Here is a 25266-nt window from a genome sequence, read left to right as displayed (position 1 = left end):
GATGCGCACGCTCGCATTGGACACGTTCGCGCAAGGGTCCGCGCCTTGTGCGCCCGCGCCTTTCGGCGAGGCGGCGCAACTGGCGCGCTTCGCCCGTAACGCGCTGATCGACGAAGCGCGCCTCACGCCTAAGCCCGCGCTCGTCGATGCGCGCGGCAACGGCGCGCACACCGACCTCGATCTCGCGACCATGCTGCGGTCGGCGCATGCGCTCGAACCCACGTTCGAAGCGCTCGCGCGCGCTTCGCGCGGCGCGCTGCCTGGCACCGCGTTGCGCACCGACCTCGCGCGCATCGGCCGCTCCGGCGAAGCCGCGATGATGCGCGCGACGCAAGGCAGCAACGCGCATCGCGGCGCGATCTGGATCGTCGGGCTGCTGGTTGCGGGCGCAACGATCGCGCAAACGCCCGTTATCGGCGAAAACGAAACGGCATACGCGCGGCGTATCTGCGAAACGGCCGCGCATATCGCGCGTTTCCACGATCTGCTCGCGCAGCCCATGGCGAGCAACGGCGCACGCGTGCGCGAACGTTACAACGTCGGCGGCGCGCGGCGCGAAGCGCAAGACGGCTTCCCGCATCTGATGCAAGCGGGCTTGCCCGCGCTGCTCGCGGCGCGCGCGCAAGGCAGCGACGAAGCGCATGCGCGCGTCGACGCGCTGCTCGCGATCATGGCTTCGCTCGACGACACCTGCGTGCTGCACCGAGCCGGATTCGCGGGACGCGCAGCGGCGCAAAGCGGCGCGCGACGCGTGCTGGACGCCGGCGGCATCGCCACGCAGGCGGGCCGCGCCGCGTTCGACGCGCTCGAGCGCGAATTGCTCGCACTCAACGCCTCGCCGGGCGGTGCGGCCGATCTGCTCGCTGCAACGCTTTTCATCGACACACTGGTTCAGCACCGCATCGGCGGAAGGACGGTTACATGGAACAACTGAATTTCGACTATCCCGCGCAACGGGCCGTAACGGCGCGCGCGCACGTGGGCGTGGTCGGCTCGGGCGATCTCGAAGTGCTGTTGCAACCCGCGAACGACATGCAGGCGCACGTGGTGGTCCACACGAGCGTGGACGGCTACAGCCATATCTGGAAGAGCGTGCTCGACCGATTCTTCACGCGCTTCGACGGCGCGGCCCTCATCGAGATCAACGACTTCGGCGCGACGCCGGGCGTGGTCGCGTTACGGCTCGCCGAAGCGGTGGAAGCGGCGCAGGACACCGCGCAAGGAGAAAATTCATGAGTACGCCTGATCATGTTGCGCCAGGCGCGATGCTGCGTGAAAGCTTCATCGAACTCACGGCGCGCGAACGTGCGGCCGCGATACTCGACAAGGGCACGTTCCGCGAATTGCTCGGTCCGTTCGACCGGCTCGAATCGCCGTGGCTGCCGTTGCAAGGCATCGTTTGCCAGGCCGACGACGGCGCCGTGATCGCACGCGGCACCATCGACGGACAACCCGCCGTGGTGGCCGCGATCGAGTCGGCGTTTCAGGGCGGTAGTATCGGCGAAGTGTCGGGCAGCAAGATCGCGGCGGCGCTCGAACTCGCGCTTGCCGACCACGAGCGTGGCAAGCTCGTGCGGCCCGTGATCCTGTTCGAAACCGGCGGCGTGCGCTTGCAGGAAGCGAATCTCGGCCTCGCCGTGATCGCGGAAATCCAGTCGGCCATCGTCGCATTGCGCCGTCACGTGCCCGTGGTGGGCGTGATCGCGGGCATGGTCGGCTGCTTCGGCGGCATGTCGCTCGCGGCCGCGCTCTGCTCCGCGCTCGTGATGACGAAGCAAGGACGCCTCGGCATGAACGGACCCGAAGTGATCGAGCAGGAAGCCGGCATCGAAGAACTCGACGCGAGCGATCGCCGCCGCGTATGGCAATTGATCGGCGGCGAACAACGCGCGCGCACCGGTTTCGCCGATGCGCTCGTCGACGACGCCGTGGACGACGTGCGCGCCGCCGTGCGCGCGGCGTTCGAGCGCGGCGTGCCGGCCGTGCATCGCACCGAAGCCGTCGACGCAACGCTGGCAAAGCTCGCGCAAGTCGATCCCGCCCGCATCGCTCCCGATACGATGCGGGCGATTTTCGCCGCGACGCCCCTCGACATTCGCGGAGAACACGCATGAACGACACGACGAGCCGCGGCGCAACATGGCTGCGCGCGCTTGCCGGCGACCACGCACACGGCGCGTGCGTGCAGTTCGCCGATGCACCGCTCGACGGCGAAACGGCGCGCTTTATCACCGTCGTGCCCGATGCCGGCAACCGCTTTCCGCGCGCACGCGACAACGTGGTCGGCCTCGAACAAGGCTGGCGTCTTGCGCAGGCCGTGCGCGGCGCGGTTGCGCAAGACGCCGCGAGCGGCACACGCCGTCCGATCGTTGCGATCGTCGACGTAAAAAGTCAGGCATACGGTTATCGCGAGGAAATGCTCGGCGTTCATCTCGCGTGCGCGGCGGCCGTGGACGCGTATGCGAGCGCCCGGCTCGCGGGTCATCCCGTGGTCGCGCTGATCGTCGGCCCGGCGATGTCGGGCGCGTTCCTCGCGCACGGCTATCAGGCGAACCGCATCGTCGCGCTCGACGCGCCCGGCACGATGGTGCATGCGATGGGCAAGGAGGCGGCCGCGCGCGTCACGCGGCGCAGCGTGGAGGATCTCGATGCGCTCGGCGAGAAGATCGTGCCGATGTCGTATTCGATGGCGTCGTTCGCGAAGCTCGGCTTGCTCGACGAACTGATCCAGGACGTGAACGCCGACGCGCCCAGCGACGCGCAAATCGCTCGCGTGCGCAACGTGCTCGCGCAGAAAGTGCGCGAGGCGCGCGCCGATGCGAGCGGCCTCGCGCATCGCTTGCAGAGCGAGTCCGCGCAACGCACGCGCGCGGCGTCGATCGAAGTGCGCAAGCGGCTCGCGCAACAGTGGGACGCCAGTTGATGCAGCCGTGCGCCGCGCCGCCCTTCTCCGCCGACGCGCCGCGCGTAAGCGACGTGCGCTGGCGCGCGCACGATCTGTTGCGCGTGACGCATCTCGCGTCATCGGGCGACGAGCCGGAATGGGTGCGCGATGCGATGAGGCGTGCGCCGTGGGTCGTCGTGCGGCGCTCGCAGGCGGCGGAAGGATTTATCGCCGTGGGTGTGCGAGGCGCCACGCGCGCGCAGCGGTTCGGCGCATGGATCAATATTCAGGATGTCGAAGTAATTTTAGGCCCCGAAAATCTCGTCGACCGAACTGCGGCGCCCGAGCGCGAAGCGCTGCCCGCATTCGTTGCACTCGCAATGCTACGCCGCACGCCGTCCGCGCTCGGCGATTTCGTTTGGGGGCCGACCGGCAGTGCCGGTTTCGAACTCGCCACGCAAACGGGCACGCTGACCGAATCGAGCGATCTGGACATTCTGATTCGCACGCCGCGCCGTCTTGAGCGGCCGGCGATCGAAGCGCTTTCTCAAACGCTGCTGCTCGCCGCCAGCCGCGCGGGCACGCGCATCGACGCACAACTGGAAACGCCCGCCGGCGGCGTGGCGCTCGCGGAACTCGCGGCCGGAAAGGCGCGCGTGCTCGCGCGCGCAAGCAGCGGCGCGCAACTCGTCGCCGATCCCTGGCGTGCGCCATGACGCTTGCCCTGCTCTTTCCCGGCCAAGGCGCGCAAGACGCGGACTTTCTCCACCGCTTGCCGCCGCATGACGCGGTGCGCGCGACGCTGGACGAGGCGTCGGCGATACTCGGCATCGACGTGCTCACGCTCGACACCGCCGACGCATTGCGCTCCACCATCGCCGTGCAGATCGGGCTCACGGTCGCGGGCGTGGCCGTGGCCCGCGCGCTCGCGCATGAAGGACTCGTGCCGCGATTCAGCGCGGGGCTTTCCGTGGGCGCCTACGCGGCGGCGGTGAGTTGCGGATCGCTCGCATTCGCCGACGCGCTGCGCATGGTGCGCAAACGCGCCGAATTGATGGAAAACGCGTGGCCTTCGGGTTACGGTCTCAGCGCAATTGCCGGCTTGAGCGAAACGCAGATCGAAACGCTCGCGGAAATCAGCGCGCGGGAAAACGACGGCGCGGTCTACGTCGCGAACGTCAACGCGCCGCGCCAGATCGTCGTGGCCGGTGCCGATGCGGCGCTCGACAATTTCGCCAGGCGCGCGCTCGCGGCCGGCGCGCGCAAGGCGCAGCGTCTCGCGGTTTCGGTTCCTTCGCACTGCGAACTATTGGCCAATGCCGCCGAAGCGCTCACTGAGTTCGCGCGCGGCATTCCGTTTCAGGCGCCGCGCGGCGTGTATGTCGACAATCGTGGCGGCCGCCCGCTCCACACCGGCGACGCCATTCGCGCCGATCTCGCCACCAACATGCGCTACACCGTCCGCTGGTTCGACGCGCTCACGGTCATGGTCGAATCTGGCGCGAACGTATTCGTCGAAGCGCCACCCGGCCAGGTGCTCACCGATATCGCGCGCGAGCACTATGCCGATGCCGCTTCCGATGTCACGGCGGTCGCGGCGTCGGGCGTTTCGCTCGAGCGCTTGACTGCGATCGTCAAAAGGCGGCTGGGCAAGGAGGGCTGAGGTTCGGCCGCTTGCCGCTTGCCGCTTGCGGTCGTAGCCGCTCGAACCGTTAGCGAATCAAGGACTTCGGCAGCGGAAATCGTCAGCGGCGTTTGAAACGCTTTCAGGAGCCGCCGCCGCAGCGCGCGCATTTATGCGCATAAAGTCTTATCGCAAATTTAGCGCCAATGCATAACCGGCAAGCCATCAGTCAACGTCCGTTATCTCACATCGAACATACGGCCTATTTCCGATAACCTGTCGTAACCACGCGAAACGTGAGATTCACACGCTCGCCGGAGATCGTCGGTTCCTTCGGTACGCGATGCCGCCATTCCGATTGCGTTTTTCCCTGCATCACGAGCAAGCTGCCGCTCATCAGGCGAAACGACCGAACCACGCCCGTCTGGTTGTGGCGCAGATCGAAGCGGCGCGCGACGCCCAGGCTCAGCGACGCGATGACCGGTTCCGGGCCGAGTTCGGGTTCGTGATCGGCGTGCCAGCCCATGCTGTCGGTCCCGGTGCGGTAACGGTTGAGCAGCACGCTGTTGAAGCGCACGCCGCAAAGGTCGGAGATGGCGTCGCGCAGACGGCCGACTGTTGGCGTCCATGGCTGCGGCTCGTTACGAATGCCCGAGTACACGTAGATGGCGCCCGCATCGCCTTGCCATGCGGTCAAGCGCGGTTGGTCCACCCAGCCGCCCGGCGTGCGAATGCGTTCCTGGCGCCAGCCGGTTTCGGCCACGATGCGCGCGAGCACATCGGCGGCAGCGTGCGGCGCGAGCCACGCGGGGTGCCAAACCACGTCGGGTTGCGGGGTATCGTCGAAGAGATCGAACATCGCGGGCAAAAAACGCCGATAACGTGCGAAGGAAGCACAGGGAACGCACAGTGTCGCATGGCGCGAGCCCGCGCGCCTTGCGGTTTCATCGGCCGCACCCGGCGGCGCGCGTCAGGTCAGCAGCGCGATGTAAAAGACCGCCGCACCGATCAACGCACCGACAAAGCAAAAGCCTTCCGGCGCATCTTCAGTGGTGCGCGAGCGCAGCCACGCACCCACTACGCCGAAGAGGCCGGCGATGCCCAGCGCGACGAACAGCATCACGACGCCGAACAAAGCGTTGCGGCCGATGTCGAGCATGTCGATGCGTTTGACCGCAACATACACGATCACGGCCATGATCGAGAGCACAACCAGCGGCAGCATGACGTGACTGCCTTCGTACCCGACATGACGACCATTGAGCCCATGATGTTCATGAGCAAGCGGCTTGACGATTTTCATGACCCGTCTCCCCAGAGCGCCCGTACCGCGCGGGCCTCATTTCGAGCATAGTTCATCGCGCGGGGTGATTCAATGGACGTTTAATAGACCGCCGCGAACGTTCGCGACGTCCTTTATCCGCAGCGCAAAACCGTATCGCGCGGAACGTGCGCCCCGTGGCCGTCGCGCCGATTGTTGCGATGCCGCGCGCACGCGCGAGGCGCGCCAGCGTCGCTGCATACACACAGGAACGTAGGGATAGCGCCGAGGCCAGCCACGCGATGGCGCGCCGCAACATCTTCCGGCGACGATCCGGCACGATCTCTGCGCTCTCGGTAGAATGCATCGCATTACGCCGCGCCGGTCCGCCCATCCACCACAGTAGCGACAGCCGCATTCGCTTCGCGCGCGCCACTTCATCCCATCGCCGCCATGCCCCGACTTTCGTTTCTGGTCCGCTTCATCGCCATCGGCGTGTTGCTGCACGCTTATGTCGGCTTCCGCCTGATTCCCGAGTTGCCCGTTCCCGCCGCGGGCAAGTGGATCGCGGTGCTCTGGCTCGTGCTTTCCGTGCTGTTCATTCCGCCTGGCATGCTCGCGCGCCGCTTCAAGCGCCAGCCGCTCGGCGACTGGCTCGCGTGGATCGGCATGCTCGCGATGGGCTTTTTCTCGTCGCTGCTGATGCTGACGATCGTGCGCGACATCGTGCTCGCCTCGGCCATGACCGTTGCCGCGCTCTGGGCCAACGTCATCGACCTCGCCGTGTGGCGCGCCGATAGCGCGGCCGCCGTGGTCGTGCTCGCCTTCGTGGCGGCGGGCGTGGGCTTCTTCAATGCGCGGCGGCGCGCGCGCGTGCGCAACGTCGACGTGCCGATTCGCGACCTGCCCGCCGCGCTCGACGGCTTCACGATCGTGCAACTGAGCGACATCCACGTGGGACCGACGATCAAGCACGGTTACGTCGAAGCGATCGTGCGCGCCGTGAATCAGCTCGACGCCGACATGATCGCGATCACGGGCGATGTCGTCGACGGCAGCGTGGCGCACCTTGCCGCGCACACCGCGCCGCTCGGCACGCTGCACGCGCGTCACGGCGTCTATCTCGTGACGGGGAACCACGAATACTATTCGGGCGCCGACGAATGGGTTGCCGAGTTTCGCCGCATCGGCCTGACGGTGTTGATGAATCAGCACGTCGTGATCGAACATGCAGGCGCGCGGCTCGTGCTGGCCGGCGTCACCGACTTCTCGGGCGGGCATTTCGATCCCGCGCATCGGAGCGATCCCGCGGGCGCCTTGCGCGGCGCACCCGAGGACGTCGACACGCGCGTACTGCTCGCGCATCAGCCGCGCAGCGCGCACGCCGCCGCCGACGCGGGCTTCACGCTCCAGCTTTCGGGCCACACGCACGGCGGGCAAATTTTTCCGTGGAATTTCCTCGTGCGCCTGCAACAGCCGTTCACGGCGGGCCTCGATCAGCTCGACGGCCTGTGGGTGTATACGAGCCGCGGCACCGGCTACTGGGGACCGCCGAAGCGCCTTGGCGCGCCTTCGGAAATCACGCGCGTGCGGCTTGTCGGCGCGAGCTGAGCGCTTCGCGGCGAAACGTCGCCGCGCATGCGGCGGCGGCCACGCGTGCGCTTGCCCGCATGCGCTTGCCGGTATCATGGGGCGGCAACCGCCCGTATCACGACGAATCTACCGAGGAGCCTACCGCTCATGGAAGGCAACAAGCATCTGCATCAGACTTCGTTTTACCTCATGCTGTTCGCCGTTTCGGTCGCGCTTTGCTTCGTGCTCGCACCGTTTTTCAGCACGGTGCTATGGGGCGCCATTCTCGCGCTGATCTTTCAGCCGGTACAGCGGCGGCTCGTGGCGAAGCTCGGGCGCCGGCGCAATCTCGCGGCGCTCATCACGTTGACGACCTGCCTGCTCATCGTGATCTTTCCGCTCACGCTGGTCGCGGGCACGCTCGTGCAGCAAGTGGCTTCCGCGTATGCGCAAGTGCGCGGCGGCAGTCTCGACATCGGCGCGTATTTCAGTCAGATCGTGCATGCGCTGCCGCAGTCCATCCAGAATCTGCTCGCGCGCTACGACCTCATGGATCTGCCGGGACTGCAACAGCGGCTTTCGGCGGGCGCGGCGCAAATCAGCCAGTTCGTCGCCACGCGGGCGTTCACCTTCGGGCAAAACACGCTGCAATTTCTCGTGAGTTTCGGCGTGATGCTGTATCTGTTCTTCTTTCTCGTGCGCGACGGCCGCGAGATTTCGCGCCTCATTCGCGACGCCATTCCGCTCGACGAGCAGCACAAACTGCATTTGATACGCAAATTCACGACCGTGATTCGCGCGACGGTGAAGGGCAACGTGGCCGTGGCCGTCGTGCAAGGCACGCTCGGCGGACTCGCGCTCTGGGTGCTCGGCATTCAAGGCCCGCTGCTGTGGGGTTTCGTGATGATGGTGCTGTCGCTCTTGCCCGCCGTGGGCGCCGCGCTCGTGTGGGCGCCCATTGCCGTGTACTTCATTTCGACCGGCGCGCTCGCGAAGGGCATCGGCCTCGCGATTTTCGGCTCGGTGGTGATCGGCACGGTGGACAACGTGCTGCGCCCGGTGCTGGTCGGCAAGGACACGCGCCTGCCCGACTGGGTCGTGCTGATCTCCACGCTCGGCGGCATTTCGCTCATCGGCATCAACGGATTCGTGATCGGGCCGTTGATCGCGGCGCTATTCATCAGTTGCTGGGACTTGCTGCGCCGCGATCAGCACACCTCCGAAAACGAAAGCACCGACGTCGAGGACGAACCGGTCTGAGCGCCGCGCCCGACGAAACAGCCCTTGTTTTCAGGGCGAAACGTGCAAGGGCAGTCCCGCGCGCCCTTGCCGCATGATGCCTGGCTCGGGCGCGATGGCCGCCCCGGCGCTGGCAATCGCCACCGAAAAGCCGAACGTGTTGATGCCGTCCGCGCTGCGCACGAACACGGTGCCGCCGTGCATCTCCGCAACGGCCTTCACGATCGACAAGCCAAGCCCGTGGTTCTCGTGACTGTTCGAGCGCGCTTCCTGAATGCGATAGAAGCGATCGAAGATATGCTCGCGCACGAACGGATCGAGCGGCTCGCCCGGATTCGACACGGCAATTTCCACGTGCCCGTCCTGCGGCGCGACGGTCGCCTGTAGCGTCGTGCCCGGCGACGAGTGCTGGATCGCGTTGACGAACAGGTTACTGACCGCGCGGCCGATCAACGAGGTATTCACCCACGCGCTCGCGTCGCCATGCACTTCCACGCGCAATTGCGCTTCTTCGAGCGGCATTTCGAGGAAGTCGAGCATGCGTTCGATCTCCGAGCGCAGCGACACTTCCGTGAGTTCGGTCGCGCGTTCGCCGCGATCGCTGCGCGAGAGAAACAGCATGTCGTTGACGATCACGCGCAATCGTTCGAACTCCTCAAGATTCGATTGCATGGTTTGCTGCAACTGCTCGACGGAACGGTCACGCGTTAGCGCCACCTGCGTCTGGCCGATCAGAATGCTCACCGGCGTGCGCAACTCGTGCGCGACATCGGCATTGAACGACTCGAGCCGCTCGTAGGCTTTATCGAGCCGTTCGAGCGCGCCGTTGAACGACGTGGCGAGTTCGTGCAATTCCTCGGGCAATTCGTCGGCGTGCAGACGCTGACGCCGATTCGACGGACTCAGTTGCATGGCTTCGCGCGACAGCCGCCTGAGCGGCGCAAGACCGAAACGCGTGACGGCGCGGCTCAGCAGCGCCACGGCGATCGTCGACAGCGCGATGAGCACGCCCAATGCAACACCGAAGCGCCGCAGCATGCCTTCGGTGCGCACGCAGTCGCTGCCGACCACGAGCTTCACCTCGGGGCGGTCGCCGCTGGCGGGAATCGTGTACGTCGACACGATCACATCGTAATCGCAACCCGGCGGCCGCACGATCAGATGATTGGGCCCCACGTTGCCCCTGACCTTGCCGACAATGGGCGTGCCGAAGCGAAAACGCGGATCGGGGCCTTCCACGTAGTAATGCATGGGACTGTCCGCCGGCGAGAGATCGCGCAGCTTCTCCTGCACGAAGGCCCATCTCTGTTCGTCGGGTGCATGCGCAACGATCAGATTCGCGATGCGCGCACGCGTGTCGAGCGTCTCGCGCAACTCGTTGAAAAGCAGCCCCTGCATGAGGAAAAAGAGTCCCGCGCCCGTGAGCGTGAACACCACGAGCGAGACCGCCGCGAACATCGCCGACAAGCGCAGCGAGATCGAGCGCTTCATGACAACTGGCCTCCGTCTTCGCGCATTTCCAGCACGTAACCCATGCCGCGTATGGTGTGAAGCAGCTTGGCCGCGTGCGGGCCGTCGAGCTTCGCGCGCAACCGCTTGATGGCCGTTTCCACCACGTTTGCATTGCTTTCGAAATTCACGTCCCAAACGAGTTCGGTGATGAGCGTCTTGGAGAGAATCTCGCCGCGACGGCGTGCGAGCACCGAAAGTAACTGGAACTCCTTCGCGGTGAGATCGAGGCGCACGCCGTCGCGCGTCGCGCGGCGGCTGATCAGATCGACCTGCAAATCGCCCACTGAAATGAGCGTCGACTCCTGCGCGCGTGCGCGGCGCGTCAGCGCGCGCAGTCGTTCGACGAGTTCGAGAAACGAAAACGGTTTGGTCAGATAGTCGTCGGCGCCGTCGCGCAAGCCGTGTACGCGGTCGTCCACGCGGTCGCGCGCGGTCAGCATGATGACCGGCGTATCCTTCCTTGCGCGCACCGCGCGCAGCACGCCGAAGCCGTCCAGCTTCGGCAGCATCACGTCGAGCACGATCACGTCGAAGTCGTATTCCGTGGCCATCCACGCGCCTTCTTCGCCGTCCATCGCCACGTCGACGATCCAGCCTTGTTCCGTGAGTCCGCTGCGCAAATAGTCCACGACCTTGCGCTCGTCTTCGATTACCAATACTTTCATGCCCGCCCTCCTTATCGCGCGTGCCAGACGGTGCGGTTTCGCGCGCTTCCCCTGATGCGCCGCGAACGCCCGTTGCGGCTCGTGGCCGCTTGCTTCACCTCACGCGCCTTTCACGCCACGGTGTATGGCTCTACTATGCCTCGTTATCGGCCCCGCCGTGCGGCTAGTCCGACGATGCCGCCGTTTCGGGCGCGCTGCCCGGCTGCTGCGCCGCGCCCGTTTTCATGCTTTCCTGTGCCGCCGGTTTTTCGCTGCACGTTCCCGCGCTGCATGCGAGTTCGCGGTCGCCGGCGCTCCAGCCGCCGCCCAGCGCCTTCGCGAGATACACGACGGTCGCGACCTGCTGGCCGTGAATCTGCACTTCCTGGCGCTCGCTCGTGAGCATCTGCTGCTCCGCGTTGAGCACGTCGAGAAACGCCACCAGGCCGCCCTGGTAGCGGTCGTTCGCAAGATCGAACGACTTGCGCGCGTCGTCGACGGCAGCCTGACCGTCGCTCGATGCGCGTTCGAGCACCGAAAGCCCCGTTACCGCATTTTGCACCTCCTGAAAGGCCGTGAGGACGGTTTGCCGATACGACGCCTGCGCCGACTCGTAGCCCGCCTGCGCGTAATCCACGCCCGCCGCGCGCTTGCCGCCGTCGAACAGCACTTCGCCCGCCGTCGCGCCGACCGACCACATCAGGCTCGGCACCGAGAAAAGCCCGCCGAAACGCGTCGATTCCCAACCGAGCGTGGGCGACAGCGCGAGGTCGGGAAAGTACGCCGAGCGCGCCACGCCGATCTGCGCGTTGGCCGCGGCCATCGCACGCTCCGCCGAAGCCACGTCGGGGCGCCGCTGCAACAATTCGCTGGGCAAGCCCGTGGGCAGCGCGGGCACCGGCAGCGGCACAGCCCCGGGAGCAATGGAGAATTCGGGCGCGGGCTTGCCGACCAGCACTGCAATGGCATGCTCATTTTGCTGACGCTGATTCTCCAGCAGATGCACTTGCGTTCTGGCCGCGTCGAGTTGCGCCTTTTGCTGCAATAAATTGAGCCCCGACACGGCGCCCAGGTCATGTTGCGCGTTCACGAAATCGAGCGCTTTTTGCTGCAACGCGACGGAACGATTCACGACGTCGATCTCGTCGTCGAGTTCGCGCAGCGCGAAGTAGTCGGTCGCGAGTTCGGCGGTGAGCACGAGGCGCGCGTTCGCGAGGTCGTCGCCGGCCTGCTGCGACGAAGCCTGCGCCGACTCCACCATGCGCCGGATGCGGCCGAACAGATCGAGTTCGTAACTGATGGTCGGACCGACCTGAATATCGTTTTGCACCGTCGATTCACTCGGCACCGCGTAGTTCGTCAACGGCCGGTTCGCCGAAATGCGTTCGCGCGCCAAGCCCCCCGCGAGCGAAACCTGCGGACTCTGTTGCGACGACACAGAAGCGAGCGTCGCGCGTGCCTGCGCGTAATGCGCGGCCGCCACGCGCAACGTCTGGTTGCCGGCAAGCGCATCGGTTTCGAGCCCGTCGAGTTCGTCGTTGTCGAAAACTTTCCACCACGGTTGATCGAGCTGCGCATGCGAAGGCTGCGCCGCGTGCCAGTACGCATCGGCGGGATCGACACGCCATGCGGCCGGACTCGCCGTTTGCGGCGCCCGATAGTCGGGGCCGACCGTACACGCGGAAAGCAGCAGTACGACGATAGTCAGTCCTCCTGCGTATTTTGGCGCGTGGCTCACGTCGCGCTCCGCTTCGGTGCTTCGTGCCCCGCGCCGGCCTTGTTTTGCGGCACGACCACGACTGTATCGCCGTCGGCAATCGAATCGCCCGGATTCACCACGATGCGGTCGCCCGGGTCGATGCCATGACCGATTTCGAGCGTTTGCCCGAGATCCTGTGCAATCTCCACGGCCTTGAGCTTGATCTTGCCGTTGGCGTCCACCACCGCGAGGCGCGGGCCTTCGGCGCGGAACAGCAGCGTGTTGCCGGGCACCGTCAGCAAGCCCTTCGAGTCGGTGTGCAAGGCGGCCTGCACGTAAGCGCCAGGCAAGAGTTTGCCGTCGTGATTCGGCAGCGTGATTTCGACCTGCAACGTGCGCGTCGCCACATTGATCGCTTGCGCAGTGCGCGTGACCGTGCCGTCGAACGTGACGCCGGGCATCTCCTGCTCGCTCACGCCGACGTGCTCCCCAACGGTCACTTGCTGCGCGTAGGTTTGCGGCACGTCGAGATAAAGGCGCAGCGGGTCCGACTGCGCAATGGCGAAAAGGGCATGCCCCGCGCCGCCGTTGCCCGCGTTCACGAGATCGCCGATATCGACATTGCGCTGCGTGATGATGCCCGTGATGGGCGCGACGATACGCTGAAACGACTTCATCTCGGCGAGGCGGCGCACATTCGCATCGGCGGCGGCAAGATTCGCCTGCCCCTGGTTATACGCGCCTTGCCGATCGTCCAGTTCCTGCTGCGAAACGGCGTCGCGTTGGCGCAATTGCTGCGCGCGATCGAACGAGGTCTTCGCGAGCGAAAGCGTCGATGCGGACTGATCGCGTTGCGCCTGCGCCTGCGCGAGTTCCTGATCGATCTCGGGCGTGTCGATATCGGCGAGCAACTGCCCTTGCCGAACATGCGCGCCGATATCCGCATACCATTTGCGCACGTAGCCGTTCGCGCGCGAGTAGATCGGCGCTTCGACATAACCGCGCAACGTGCCCGGCAACACGAGACGACCGTCCGCGCCGGAGGGCTTGGGCTGCACCACGCTCACGTACTGCTTTGCGTTCTGCTTCGTGACGTCGACGAGATGATGCGAACTCATGAGGTTCGAGACGATAGTGCGAGTCGCGCCTGCCGCAAGCAGCAATGCCACGACGATCACGGCAAGACGCGCGCGCTTGCCCGCCTGCCCGCGCGCCGGCAAATCCAGGCCTTGCTCGCCGCTCACGGAGATGTCGAGAGATGAATGGTGATGAGGTTCGTTCATGTCTTCGGCCGGTTCTGGAGTAACGGTATGACGCGGCGTTTGCCTCAGTCGCGGCGCTCGGCATCGCGCTTCGGCGCTGCTTGCGACTGTCTCCGCGACTGCCCCTGCGACTGCGCTTGCGACTGCCGCTCGCGTTTGGCGGCAGTCCGCCGCGCGAGCCGTGTATGCACCGTTGCAAACATTAGTGGTACGAACAATAAGGTGGAGACCGTGGCGAACAGCAAGCCGCCGATCACCGCGCGCCCGAGCGGCGCATTCTGTTCCGCGCCTTCGCCGAGACCGAGCGCCATCGGCATCATGCCAATCATCATCGCGAACGCCGTCATCAAGACGGGACGAATACGCGTGGCGCCCGCTTCGAGCGCGGCCGCGAGCGGACTCGCGCCGTCGGCGAGCCGTTGACGCGCGAACGCGACCACGAGAATGCTGTTGGCCGTCGCCACGCCCACCGTCATGATCGCGCCCGTGAGCGCGGGCACGCTCAGGTGCGTGCCGGTGATGAACAGCATCCATGCAATGCCGGCAAGCGCGGCCGGCAACGCGCTGATGATGATGAGCGGGTCCGCCCACGATTGAAAGTTCACGACGATCAGCAGATACACGAGCACCACCGCCATCGCGATACCCACGCCGAGGCCGATGAACGAAGATCGCATGGTGTCGATCTGCCCGCGCATCGTGATGGTCGTCCCGCGCGGCGCATGCGCTTGCGCCTGCTTGATGATGCTGTCGATATGCGCACCCACCGAGCCGAGATCGCTGCCCTCCACGCTCACCAGCAAATCAATCACGGGGCGAATGTTGTAGTGCGAAACAACGGCCGGGCCGTCGTGCGGCTTCAGTTGCACGAGATTGCTCACGAGTTGAAGCGGGCCGTTTGCCGTGGTCTCGTGCGCCGAAACGGGCGTGCCCATCAGTTCGTTTACCGAAGCTTCGCGATACTGCGGCGTTTGCACGGCCAACGGATATTCGACGCCGTTTTGCGGACTCACCCAAAACGCCGGCGAGGTTTGTGAACTGCCGGAAAGCGCGATCAACACATCCTGGGCCACGTTTTGCGGGCTCAAATTCAATTGCTGCATGCGCGTGCGGTCCATCGCGAGCATGAGCGCCGGTTCGTCGTTGCGTTGCTGGATATGCGCGTCCACGGCGCCCGGCAACTGCCGAACCTGCTTGAGCAAGACGCTGGCGAGCGTCATGTTCTGGCCGAGATTCGCGCCCACCACTTGCACGTCGATCGCCGCGGGCTGACCGAAGTTGAGAATCTGCGTGATGATGTCTGCGGGTTGAAAGAAGAACTCCACGCCCGGAAAACGCTGCGGCAACAACGTTCTGAGCTTGTCGACATAAGTCAGCGAAGGATCGTGGCCGTCTTTGAGTGCGATCTGGATTTCGCCGTCGAGCGTGCCGACCGTTCCCGCATTGCTGTACGAGAGATTGATACCGCTATAAGGCAAACCGAGATTATCGACGATGGTGTCGAGTTGCTCGGGCGGCACCACTTCGCGTATGACCTGTTCGACTTCATCGGCAAGCCGCGCGGTTTCCTCGATGCGAAAGCCTGTGGGCGCACGCATATGCAGGCGAATATCGCCCGCATCGACAGTCGGAAAGAAGTCCCGGCCGAGAAAGAAAATCAGCCCGAGCGAGAGCACGCAGAACGCGAGAAACGACACGCCGAAAAACCGGCGGCGCGCGAGCAATACGCTCAGCAGTGCAATGTAATTCGCGCGCACGCGTTCGAACGCGTGATTGAAGCGCCAATGAATGTTGGCGAAGAACGGGCGCGACTCGTTTTGCTTCGCGTGCGCCGAAGGGTCGTGTCCTTCGAATAGCAGCATGGCGAGCGTCGGCACGAGCGTGCGCGAGAGCACATACGACGCGACCATCGCGAACACGACCGCTTCGGCCAGCGGCACGAAGAGGAATCGCGCCACGCCGGTGAGAAAGAACATCGGCACGAACACGATGCAGATACAGAGCGTGGAAACGAGCGCGGGCACCGCGATTTCCCCGGCGCCTTCGAGTATCCCCGTGTGCAGGTCGGAGCCTAAATGCAAATGACGCTCGATGTTTTCGATCGTCACGGTCGCGTCGTCGACGAGTATGCCGACCGCGAGAGCCAGACCGCCCAGCGTCATGATGTTGATCGTCTCGCCCAATGCGTAAAGCGCGATGATCGACGCGAGAATCGACAGAGGAATCGACACCGCAATAATGAGCGTGCTGCGCCAGTTGCCGAGAAAAAGCAGGATCATCGCAGCGGTCAGCGCGGCGGCGATCAACGCCTCGCGCACCACGCCTTGCACCGCGGCGGAAACAAAAATCGACTGATCGAATAAGGGCTTGATGACGAGATTGCTCGGCAGCGTTTCGCGCGCCTTCGGCAACAGGTTTTTCAATGCGCCCACGACCTGCAACGTGGAGGCGTCGCCGCTCTTGAGCACCGACATGAGCACGCCGCGCTGGCCGTCCTGGCGCACGATATTCGTTTGCGGCGTGAAGCCGTCGCGCACGTGCGCGACGTCGCCAAGATACGTGGTCGCGCCGTTGATCGTCTGCACGGGAATGCGATTCAAACCGGCAATGGTGTCGGGCGACGCATTGGTGTCCACGCGATATTCGGTTTGCCCGAGCTTCGCGGTGCCGGTCGGCAAGATCAGATTTTGCGCGTTGACCGCGTTGACGATATCGGCGGGCGTGAGTCCTTTCGAAATCAGCGAATGCGTGTCGATGTCGACGGAAATAACCCGCGTCTTGCCGCCATAAGGATAGGGAACTTGCGCGCCGGGAATCGTAATGAGTTGTGGGCGCAGGAAATTCATTGCCACGTCGGCCAGCGCCTGTTCGCTCATCGACGTACTCGAAAGACCGAGTTGAATCACCGGAATGCTGGATGCCGAATAACTGATGACGAGCGGCGGCGTCGCACCCGGCGGCATCTGCTTGACTTGTGCCTGCTCCGAAGCCACCGCCTGCGCAATTGCGGTTTGCAAACTCGCATGCGGCTGAAGAAAAAGCTTGATGATGGCAATGCCCGGCAGCGATTGCGACTCGACGTGCTCGATGTTGCTCACCGTGGTCGTGAGGCTGCGTTCGTTGACCGACGTGATGCGGTCGGCCATGTCTTTCGCTGAAAAGCCCGTGTACGTCCAGATAATGCTGATGACCGGAATGTTGATGTTGGGCAGCACGTCGGTGGCCATCGACATCAGCACGAACGGCGTGGCCAGCACGATCATGATGGCCATGACGATGAACGTGTAGGGCCGCTTCAGCGCGAGATTGACAATCCACATGTCGGTGTTTCGGACAACTCAGGCGAGGGTTGAGACGGAAACGCACTCATCTGCGGTGCCGCATCATAGGCAAGCGCAATGGCATGTCGCTGGCGACAATATGACGAAACCGACAGGCAATAACTCGATCATGCGGCAAGTGCGCGGGCGCGCGGAGAAAGTGCCGCCTAGGCTTTGAAAAAGCGCCGCCGCGTTAAGGTATTCGCAAGCGGACGCTGCATTGCATTAACTACTTCAATTCACGAGTCGGAGCCGCTCTTGTTCGCGTAGGTCGCGACTGGTGCGCGTGCCGCGACTTTCGCGCGATTCACGCGGACGGGCGCCGTGTCCGCTGGCTTGCGCGGCGTCGAGATGACGCCGCACCGGCGTTTCCGGCGTGGCAAGCGCTGCCTCCTGCTCGTCGAGCACGAGCGGCACCTTTTCGCGCAGGAATTCGACAAAGGTACGAATCTTCGCGTCGATATAACGGCGCGATGCATAGAGCGCGTAGATATTGAGCTTTTGCAGCCGGTGCGTGGGCAATACGCGCACGAGCGTGCCGTCGACGAGACCGGGCAAGGCAACCGGCACCGGCAACGGGCCGATGCCCATGCCTTCGCGTATCGCCAATGCGAGCGCTTCGGGATTGTTCACCTGGAACGGCGTCACGCCGGTATGGCGAAACGTTTCGCCGTGCGGCCCTTCCGAAACCCACTGCCCTGCCGGCAAGCTCGAATCGGTGAGATGCAAGCACGTATGCACCTCGAGATCGTCGAACGACTTCGGCACGCCGCGCGCGCGCAAATAGGCCGGCGATGCGCAGAGAATGGCGGCGGTGCTGCCCAAATGCTGGGAAATCAACGCGGAATCTTCCAGCTCGGCCGCCACGACCACGGCCACGTCGAAGCCTTCCTCGATGATATCGGGCATCTCCTGGGCAATCGTGAGGTCGACCGACACTTCCGGCAAGTGCTGCTGATAGCGCGCGATCAAAGGCATGACATAGTGCTGACCGAAACTCGTGCCACCATACACGCGCAATTTGCCGGCGGGATTCGCATGCGCCGCGGCGGCCTCCGCCTCGGCCTGCTCGATGTCGCCCAGAATGCGCTTGCAACTCTGAAAGTAGCGTTCGCCCGCTTCGGTCAGCGACATGCGCCGCGTGGTGCGATTCAGGAGGCGCGTGCGCAGACGCGATTCGAGGTCGGTGACCGCGCGCGACACCTGCGCCGTCGTCATCGTTTCGCTCGCGGCGGCACGCGTAAAACTACCCGATTCCACCACCCGCACGAAGACCCGCATGTTGCGCAGCGTATCCATCAGCAACTCCTCTTTGATCGCCCGGCTTTTGCCATTCCCACTTATGCGCACAGTGTGGCGCACGCGCCGTGGCCCGACGCTGACTTCAACATGGCGGCGTTGACAGCTTGGCGCAGCGCCTTGTCCGGCGTATGATCCACCGCGCGCCCGACGCACGCCCGGCACGCTTTTCGCATGAATTTGCGCTCGCATCGCCGCTCTCTCGCACGGCCCGCGGCCACATGACAAAACGATGACTTTCGAATTCGCCTTGCGCCTTTTCGCGGCATTCGCTTGCGGCGTCGCCATCGGACTCGAACGGCAGATTCGCCAACGCATGGCGGGCCTGCGCACGATTACGCTCGTCGCGAGCGGCGCGTGCCTGTTCGTCACGCTCGGCGTGCTGACCGGCAATGGATCGACCGGCGTCACGCAAATTGCCGCTTATGTGGTTTCGGGAGTGGGTTTTCTTGGCGGCGGCGTCATCATGCGCGACAAGGGGTCGATCCAGGGCATCAACACGGCGGCCACGCTGTGGTGCTCGGCAGCGGTTGGCGTGCTGTGCGGCGCGGGCCACTACGTTCCCGCGCTGGCCGGCACGGGCGTCGTGCTGTTGACGAATACCGTGCTGCGCGAAGTCAGCCGCATCATCAACGCAACGCCGGTTTCCAACGCCGATCTCATACGCGGTTACGTATTGACCGTGGTGTGCCGCGAGGAAGACGAAGTCCACATTCGCACGGTGCTATCGAATTCAATGTATTCGACGCCGCTGTCATTTCAAAGCCTGACGAGCGAAGATTTGTCCGGCGAGCCGCAACGTTTGCGCGTGACGGCAACCATGAGACTGCACCCTAAATATCAAGCGAAGCTCGAACAGATGGCCAGCCGGTTGAGCATGGAAAAAGGCGTGTCGAGCGTGAGTTGGACCGCGGCCGAAACCGAAGTCGCACCCGAATAACGTTGCTTTTCATTCGACGAATGCGGGCGGCTATTGCTCATACCAATCATTACGAATTCATTTCTTTTTCATTGCGTTTTTTTAACTGTCCGCATCAGTTTTCAAGAACTGTCAATTTCGGCGTCAATTCGTGGACGCGTTCCCGCCCTTGCACTAAGCTCCATTTACCGTGACTCGTTCACGCATACAAGGGAGCTCTCACATGCAACATGGCATCATTGCCTGGCTCATCATCGGCGCAATTGCTGGCTGGCTTGCAGGCGTACTCGTCAAGGGCGGCGGCTTCGGGTTGATCGTCGATATCATCGTCGGCATTGTCGGCGCGTTTATCGGCGGCTGGCTCGCCGACCTGCTGCATATTCATATCGGCACCGGCATGATCAGCTCGATCATCACGGCTATTATTGGCGCAGTGATTCTGCTGTTTCTCATTCGTCTTGTGCGACGAGCGTAGCGGTTCATATCGCTGAAATAAAAAACGGGAGCCGCGCTCCCGTTTTTTTACGTCTCAACAATTACGCGTTGGCGACCAGGCCGCCGCTGCCGCCGGCTTCCGGCAGCATCGAACCCGATGCGTTAAAACGCAAATGCATTTCATACGCACGCGCCAGATCGTGAGGCGTTTGACCGCCAATCTTCAATGCATCGCGATAGTAATCGCGCAGCAGATCACGATAAAGCGGATGCGCGCACCGGTCGATCACGAGTGCGGCGCGTTCGCGCGGCGCGAGCCCGCGCAAATCGGCAAGTCCTTGTTCCGTCACGATCACGTCGACGTCGTGCTCGTTGTGATCGACGTGCGGCACCATCGGCACAATGCTCGAAATACGGCCGTCCTTCGCGATGGCCTTCGTTGCGAAGATCGCGCACGACGCATTGCGTGCGAAGTCGCCCGACCCGCCAATACCGTTCATCATGTGCGTGCCGCCGACGTGAGTGGAATTCACGTTGCCGTAAATGTCGCATTCGAGCGCGGTATTGAGCGCAATGAGGCCAAGACGGCGAATCACTTCGGGATGATTGCTCACTTCCTGCGGCCGCAGCACGAGCTTGTCGCGATAGCGGTCGAGTTCGGCAAGCACTTGCGCCTGACGCGACGCGGAAAGCGTCATGGATGCCCCCGACGCAAACACCATTTTCCCCGCGTCGATCAGATCGAACGTGGAATCTTGCAGCACTTCGGAATACATCGTGAGCGCTTCGAACGGCGAATTCACGAAACCCGACAACACGGCGTTCGCGATCGTGCCGATACCGGCCTGAAGCGGCGGCAATTGCGCGCTCATGCGGCCGTGCTTCACTTCGTGTTGCAGGAATTCGATCAGATGTCCGGCAATGCGCGCGGTTTCGTCGTCGGCGGGCAGAACGGTGGAAGGACTATCCGGCTGGTTCGTGATGACGATGGCGGCAATTTTCTCGGGCGGAATTTCGATTGCCGGCGTACCCACGCGATCTTGCGGGCGCACGATCGGCAACGGGTCGCGATGCGGGCGCCGGCCGGGAATCCACACGTCATGAAGACCTTCTAGCGCGAGCGGTTGCGCGAGATTGATTTCGACGATCACCTTCTCCGCGAGAATCGCGAAGCTCGCCGAATTACCGACCGAAGTCGTGGGAACGATTGCGCCGGTTTCGGTAATCGCCACGGCTTCGATGATCGCGAGATCGAGTTTGCCGAGCAAATTCGCACGCAACATCTCCACCGTTTCGGAAAGATGCTGATCGACGAACATGACTTCGCCGCGATTGATGGCTTGACGCAAGGTTGCGTCGACCTGAAACGGCAAGCGCCGTTCGAGCACGCCCGCTTCGGTCAGCACGCGGTCGACGTCGTGGCCGAGCGAAGCGCCCGTCATGAGGGTAATTCGCAGCGGTTCCTTCTCCTCGCGTGCGCGACGGGCGAGCGCGATGGGCACGGCTTTCGTGTCGCCCGCGCGCGTAAAGCCGCTTGCACCGACGCGCATGCCATTGCGCACGAGTTGAGCCGCCTCGGCAGCCGAAGTGATTTTTCCGCGCAATGCGGCACAACGAATACGGTCTTCGTACATCTTCAGTCTCCACAAACTCTCTGATCGCCGCGCCTGTTCCAGGTCTCTCTCATTGACGCGCGTACGTTGCGAATCTCGCAAGCGTTCTCACATCCACAATGCGCAAAACCGCGGCACCCGATGAAGGCGTCGCGGCACATAGTTGGCCCGCACATGGCCGGCTCGATTCGACTCAGCTACCGAAATAAATATTGCAGAAGCTGGCAGGTCCGACGCATTCGTCGTGCTTTGCCGGCTTGGCGGAGGTTTGCGCCGGTGCGTTGGCGTTTTGGGCAACGTGTTGAGAGGCGTTCGTTGCCGGGGCTTCGTTTTGTGCATAGACGGTGCCGGCGGCAAACAGCGAACAAGCAACAACAGCGATCTTCACAGACTTCATTTTACTCTCCAGTACTAACGGGAATCGCAACGCGACGATGTGACTATATGCCCCAGGTGGGAATAAATTAATGAGTCGCGATGGAAGGCATATTTCCAGGTTTTAGCAAGATCAATTAAAGCGCTAATTCCCATTGCGTTTTAAAAAACGGATTCGATTATTCGCATCATCCCGATGTGCGACGAGCAATCACGCCGAGCGGCGCGTCGCGGTCGAGTAAAGCGCTGCGAATGAAGTGCAGGTGACTGAGAATGCGTTGCGCGCCGTGGCGCCGTTCCCGGTCGCCGTGATTCGCGTCGAGTGCCTCCTGTGCGATCCAGGTTGCCGCGCGAACGGCGCTCAGTGCGCGCCGCAGCGCCATGCCGTCGGGGCGCGCAAAAAGACGCGCAATGGCTTCTCTCGCGCGGTCGAGTGCTGGTGTCCATCTGGCGTCGGCTGCATCGAGCCATATTGCCGACCTCGCTTCGTCGCGCAAATCGACAACGGCATGTCCTACTTCGAGCGTAACGAGCATCCATCGCAATGCGCGCCGATGCGCGCGGCGATGTCCGCTCAGTATCAGCCGCAATTGGTGCATCAAGTCGTGCGTGCCCGATTGAAAGCGCTGACCGAGTCCGCGAAGCTCGCCCGTACACGCGAGCACCACCTGGCCACGCAATGCCGCGCACATGCGCTCGACGAGCCACGACATATGCGGCGGAAAGATCACGGCAAAGGCCAGCGCCGCGACCAGCATCGCCGTAACCACGGCAATGCCATTGTTGATCAACAGATCAGGCGTGTAGACGATGACGTTGTCAGGCCCAGCAAGCAGACAGAAGAACACCGAAAAGCCGACGCCATAGCCGGCGCTACGCGCGCGCGTGGCAAGAAAGGCGCCTGCTGCGAGCACCGGCGCGAGCGCTGCGCAAAGCAACGGAAAGCCGTCGACGTTGGGATAGAGGTAACACGTGTACGCGTAACCGACAGCGGTTGCGGCTGCGGCGCCGAGCGACATCTGCGCCGCCATGCGGGAGGCATTCGCCGCCGCCGAAGTGAGCGCGCAGGTAAGCGCGGCGGCGATCACCGCCAGGCCGCCGCTCGGCCAGTCGGTTTCGATCCAGAACCAGCCCAGCGCCGCGATCACCGCAGCGGTACGCACAAACGTGAACGTCACCACATACCAACTGGTGCGCGGAAGATAGCGCACAACAGAGGGCACGTGCGCATGGCCCGGCGACATCAGCGACGCCCATGTACGGGCATAACGCACGACCTCGGTGGTGAAGCGGTAGATGAGTTCGGCAGACGTATCGAAGTCGGGCAAGGCTTCGGGGTGCGCGTGTTCGAGCGGGCGACGGGTCTCGCGTACGTTGCGCGGCAACGTGCGTTGAAATGCATCGAGCGTATCGGCGAGACGTTGTGCGTAATCGCGATCGCATTCGTTAGCGCGTGGCCGCTGTGCGAGCAATGCCGCAAGCTCGTCGAACCACGGCGTAAGCAGCGCGAGCGACACGCCATGCCAGTGCAAGCGCTTGAGTAGCTGACGCAACGCGTGAAGCCGCGCGCATGCATCCATGAACTCGGCGTTCAGCCGCGCGAGCACGCCGGTGCGCAAACGCGTCGTCGGATCTTCGAAAAATGAGAAAGCACGCGTCGCCTCGAAGCCGACCACGTCATCGACAAGACGTGCAAATCGCCCTTCAAAAGCGTCCTTTTCGAGCCGGCGAGCCAGCACCGCCGACGCGAACGCAGTAAAATCGAGACAACGAACGCGTAACGTGCATGCGAGCACTGAGCCGGTTTGCCGGGGCACGATCACGGCACTGACCACGCCCGAGCAAAGTATGCCAACGGCGACTTCCGCTCCGCGCCCAAGTGCAGCAAGAAAGAGTTCGTTGGGCTGCATCACGAGCGGAACGCCGATTAGCGCTGCCGTGTAGCCGGCAAGCACGAAACCGTACCACCGAAAATGCCGATTCCGCATGGCTGCGGCCGTACACGCGGCCACCCATCCCGTGATCCCGAGTATGTAAAGCTCGGGCTGCTGCACGAACACCGCGCCAAGCACCACCGCCGCAATCATGCCGACCGCGGTGCCCGCGATGCGATACACACTCTTCGCGAACACCATGCCGGAAAGTGGCTGCATAAGTACGAATACGGTCGTCATCGCGATGCGGGGTTGCGGTAAATCGAGCACCATCGAGATGCCCATTGCGAGCAACACCGCCATGACCGTTTTCGACAGGTGCAGCCAGATCGCGCCATGGGTGGCGCGCCAGTCGCGAGCGGCTCTCCGCACTGCGCGCCATACGATTTCCATACGCCGACGTGCATCGCCTTGTCGATGAATCGCAGAATGACGGCTCATGAAAACGTACTACGCCCGGGTTTTGGGAAGTGGGAGCAATGCGGATCACCCACATCGACTGCCGCCGATTGTAGAAGCGTCAGAGAAACGGATTAACTGGAAGGCGGCAAAACGTCTCTTCCAGATCACTCAACAATGAGGACGGCGGCGAAGCGGACAATATCGTTTCTATGTCGAACAAGAAGGATTGATGGATACGTTACAAAATATGCGAGTGTTCGTTCGCGTCGTGGAAGCAGGCAGTTTCACGGCCGCGGCACAATCGCTGAACTCAACGACGGGTGCGATGTCGCGCGCCGTATCGGAACTCGAAGCGCACTTACGCACCCGTTTGTTGAATCGCTCGACGCGACGGCTCGCACTCACGCCCGCCGGCGAGCGATATCTGAAGCGCTGTTCGCAGATTCTCGCCGACGTGGGTAGCGCCGAGGAAGAGGCCAGTTGTGCGCATGAGCGCCCTGCCGGAGCGCTGCGTATGCACAGTTTCGCGAGTATTGGGCAGCAATATGTATTGCCCGCCATTTCGCGCTACCGCGCATTGCATCCCGAGGTTACGGTCGAGTTGACGCTTTCGCAGCGTATGCCCGATCTGTTCGAGGGAAGCAGCGACGTTTCAGTGGTTACGGCGTCGTCGCTGCCCAATTCCGATCTCGTTTCGCATCAACTGGGTTCGACTTACAGCATCCTCTGCGCGTCTCCGGGATATGTGCATACGCACGGAGCGCCGCGTCTGCCCGCCGATCTTACGCACCACGAATGCCTGATTCTTCGGACTCCTGCGTTTCCTGCGCACGAATGGACACTCGAGGGCCCGGAAGGCAGTATCGAAATGCATGTCGATGGTCCGGTGCAGGTGAATATCGCCGAATCATTAGCGGTCGCGATACGCGAGGGCATGGGCATTGGTGTGTTGCCGGTGTATGCCGCGATCGAGGGCTTGCGCAACGGCACGCTCGTTCGCGTGTTGCCGCATCACAAACTGCAAAAGACAAATGTCTATGCGCTTTATCCGTCGCGCAAATTTGTCGATGCAAAAACGAAGACGTGGGTGGAATTTCTGCGCGCGCATCTTCCACAGGTCATTGCACGCGACCTGGCTTTGCTGGAAGAGTTAACGCAGGAGCAGAATGTGGAGGGAGAAAGTCTGGAGAGTGTTCCCGAGATACGATGAGGACTTGATTCGTATCGTGGTGATGTAAAAAAGCCGCCCATTCAAGGCGGCCTGTTCTTCCA

Annotated in this window: 22 protein-coding genes; 11 read left to right on the top strand and 11 right to left on the bottom strand. The window is 63.4% G+C overall.

Annotated elements, in window-relative coordinates:
• Position 1: 1 nt before the first annotated feature.
• The 6 genes from U5805_RS07860 to mdcH are packed head-to-tail and all read left to right on the top strand — an operon-like array spanning position 2 to position 4547.
• On the top strand, positions 2-934 hold the full coding sequence (locus U5805_RS07860) for a triphosphoribosyl-dephospho-CoA synthase (RefSeq protein ID WP_322102902.1): 933 nt from the start codon (positions 2-4) through the stop codon (positions 932-934).
• Positions 922-1236: a malonate decarboxylase subunit delta gene (locus U5805_RS07855; protein ID WP_322102901.1), complete on the top strand. Its 315-nt coding sequence runs from the start codon at positions 922-924 to the stop codon at positions 1234-1236. The genes U5805_RS07860 and U5805_RS07855 overlap by 13 nt, the downstream gene beginning before the upstream one ends.
• Positions 1233-2114, top strand: a complete 882-nt coding sequence (locus U5805_RS07850; protein ID WP_322102900.1) for a biotin-independent malonate decarboxylase subunit beta — start codon at positions 1233-1235, stop codon at positions 2112-2114. The genes U5805_RS07855 and U5805_RS07850 overlap by 4 nt, the downstream gene beginning before the upstream one ends.
• Positions 2111-2923 (top strand): biotin-independent malonate decarboxylase subunit gamma, encoded by an 813-nt coding sequence (mdcE, locus tag U5805_RS07845; RefSeq protein WP_322102899.1) that lies wholly within the window; start codon positions 2111-2113, stop codon positions 2921-2923. Before U5805_RS07850 ends, mdcE begins: the two co-directional genes overlap by 4 nt.
• On the top strand, positions 2923-3600 hold the full coding sequence (locus U5805_RS07840) for a malonate decarboxylase holo-ACP synthase (protein WP_322102898.1): 678 nt from the start codon (positions 2923-2925) through the stop codon (positions 3598-3600). The genes mdcE and U5805_RS07840 overlap by 1 nt, the downstream gene beginning before the upstream one ends.
• Entirely contained in the window at positions 3597-4547 is a 951-nt protein-coding gene (gene mdcH / locus U5805_RS07835; protein ID WP_322102897.1) for a malonate decarboxylase subunit epsilon, read from the top strand. The genes U5805_RS07840 and mdcH overlap by 4 nt, the downstream gene beginning before the upstream one ends.
• 223 nt (positions 4548-4770) lie before the next feature.
• On the opposite strand, the gene U5805_RS07830 is transcribed toward mdcH, so the two are convergent.
• Together U5805_RS07830 and U5805_RS07825 are read right to left on the bottom strand one after the other, a co-directional pair.
• Entirely contained in the window at positions 4771-5367 is a 597-nt protein-coding gene (locus tag U5805_RS07830; RefSeq protein ID WP_322102896.1) for an alpha-ketoglutarate-dependent dioxygenase AlkB, read from the bottom strand.
• A 111-nt stretch (positions 5368-5478) separates the two neighbouring features.
• Entirely contained in the window at positions 5479-5811 is a 333-nt protein-coding gene (locus U5805_RS07825; RefSeq protein WP_322102895.1) for a hypothetical protein, read from the bottom strand.
• Positions 5812-6222: 411 nt separating this feature from the next.
• On the opposite strand from U5805_RS07825, the gene U5805_RS07820 reads away from it, so the two are divergent.
• Both U5805_RS07820 and U5805_RS07815 read left to right on the top strand, forming a co-directional pair.
• Positions 6223-7380: a metallophosphoesterase gene (locus U5805_RS07820; protein ID WP_322102894.1), complete on the top strand. Its 1158-nt coding sequence runs from the start codon at positions 6223-6225 to the stop codon at positions 7378-7380.
• A gap of 129 nt (positions 7381-7509) precedes the next feature.
• Positions 7510-8601, top strand: a complete 1092-nt coding sequence (locus U5805_RS07815; protein WP_322102893.1) for an AI-2E family transporter — start codon at positions 7510-7512, stop codon at positions 8599-8601.
• A gap of 30 nt (positions 8602-8631) precedes the next feature.
• Here U5805_RS07815 and U5805_RS07810 read toward each other — a convergent pair whose 3' ends face one another.
• The 6 genes from U5805_RS07810 to U5805_RS07785 all read right to left on the bottom strand — a co-directional run bounded on the left by U5805_RS07810 (position 8632) and on the right by U5805_RS07785 (position 18316).
• Positions 8632-10071 (bottom strand): heavy metal sensor histidine kinase, encoded by a 1440-nt coding sequence (locus tag U5805_RS07810; protein ID WP_322102892.1) that lies wholly within the window; start codon positions 10069-10071, stop codon positions 8632-8634.
• A complete protein-coding gene (locus U5805_RS07805) occupies positions 10068-10757 on the bottom strand; it encodes a heavy metal response regulator transcription factor (protein WP_322102891.1) in 690 nt (229 codons plus the stop codon). Before U5805_RS07805 ends, U5805_RS07810 begins: the two co-directional genes overlap by 4 nt.
• Positions 10758-10920: 163 nt before the next feature.
• The gene (locus U5805_RS07800) at positions 10921-12474 is read right to left on the bottom strand and encodes an efflux transporter outer membrane subunit (RefSeq protein ID WP_322102890.1); all 1554 of its coding nucleotides are present in this window, start codon (positions 12472-12474) and stop codon (positions 10921-10923) included.
• Positions 12471-13718, bottom strand: a complete 1248-nt coding sequence (locus U5805_RS07795; RefSeq protein ID WP_322102889.1) for an efflux RND transporter periplasmic adaptor subunit — start codon at positions 13716-13718, stop codon at positions 12471-12473. The genes U5805_RS07800 and U5805_RS07795 overlap by 4 nt, the downstream gene beginning before the upstream one ends.
• Before the next feature lie 44 nt (positions 13719-13762).
• Positions 13763-17017: an efflux RND transporter permease subunit gene (locus U5805_RS07790; RefSeq protein ID WP_322102888.1), complete on the bottom strand. Its 3255-nt coding sequence runs from the start codon at positions 17015-17017 to the stop codon at positions 13763-13765.
• Positions 17018-17251: 234 nt separating this feature from the next.
• Positions 17252-18316: a LysR family transcriptional regulator gene (locus tag U5805_RS07785; protein ID WP_322102887.1), complete on the bottom strand. Its 1065-nt coding sequence runs from the start codon at positions 18314-18316 to the stop codon at positions 17252-17254.
• A 232-nt stretch (positions 18317-18548) separates the two neighbouring features.
• On the opposite strand from U5805_RS07785, the gene U5805_RS07780 reads away from it, so the two are divergent.
• Together U5805_RS07780 and U5805_RS07775 are read left to right on the top strand one after the other, a co-directional pair.
• Positions 18549-19256, top strand: a complete 708-nt coding sequence (locus U5805_RS07780; protein ID WP_322102886.1) for an MgtC/SapB family protein — start codon at positions 18549-18551, stop codon at positions 19254-19256.
• Positions 19257-19458: 202 nt separating this feature from the next.
• Positions 19459-19710 carry a GlsB/YeaQ/YmgE family stress response membrane protein gene (locus U5805_RS07775; RefSeq protein WP_322102885.1) on the top strand — a complete coding sequence of 84 codons (252 nt, stop codon included), beginning with the start codon at positions 19459-19461 and terminating at the stop codon, positions 19708-19710.
• Positions 19711-19771: 61 nt separating this feature from the next.
• On the opposite strand, the gene U5805_RS07770 is transcribed toward U5805_RS07775, so the two are convergent.
• The 3 genes from U5805_RS07770 to U5805_RS07760 form a co-directional block, all read right to left on the bottom strand.
• On the bottom strand, positions 19772-21304 hold the full coding sequence (locus U5805_RS07770) for an acetyl-CoA hydrolase/transferase family protein (RefSeq protein ID WP_322102884.1): 1533 nt from the start codon (positions 21302-21304) through the stop codon (positions 19772-19774).
• 172 nt (positions 21305-21476) lie between these two features.
• Entirely contained in the window at positions 21477-21680 is a 204-nt protein-coding gene (locus tag U5805_RS07765) for a hypothetical protein (RefSeq protein WP_322102883.1), read from the bottom strand.
• Positions 21681-21846: 166 nt separating this feature from the next.
• On the bottom strand, positions 21847-24033 hold the full coding sequence (locus tag U5805_RS07760) for an FUSC family protein (protein ID WP_415914555.1): 2187 nt from the start codon (positions 24031-24033) through the stop codon (positions 21847-21849).
• A gap of 190 nt (positions 24034-24223) precedes the next feature.
• On the opposite strand from U5805_RS07760, the gene U5805_RS07755 reads away from it, so the two are divergent.
• Positions 24224-25204 (top strand): LysR family transcriptional regulator, encoded by a 981-nt coding sequence (locus U5805_RS07755; protein WP_322102881.1) that lies wholly within the window; start codon positions 24224-24226, stop codon positions 25202-25204.
• Positions 25205-25266: the final 62 nt, after the last annotated feature.

This window comes from Paraburkholderia sp. J41, from assembly GCF_905220235.1.
GTDB lineage: Bacteria > Pseudomonadota > Gammaproteobacteria > Burkholderiales > Burkholderiaceae > Paraburkholderia.
The sequence above is the reverse complement of the archived record's forward strand: the minus strand, read 5'-3'. Positions and strand labels throughout refer to the sequence as shown.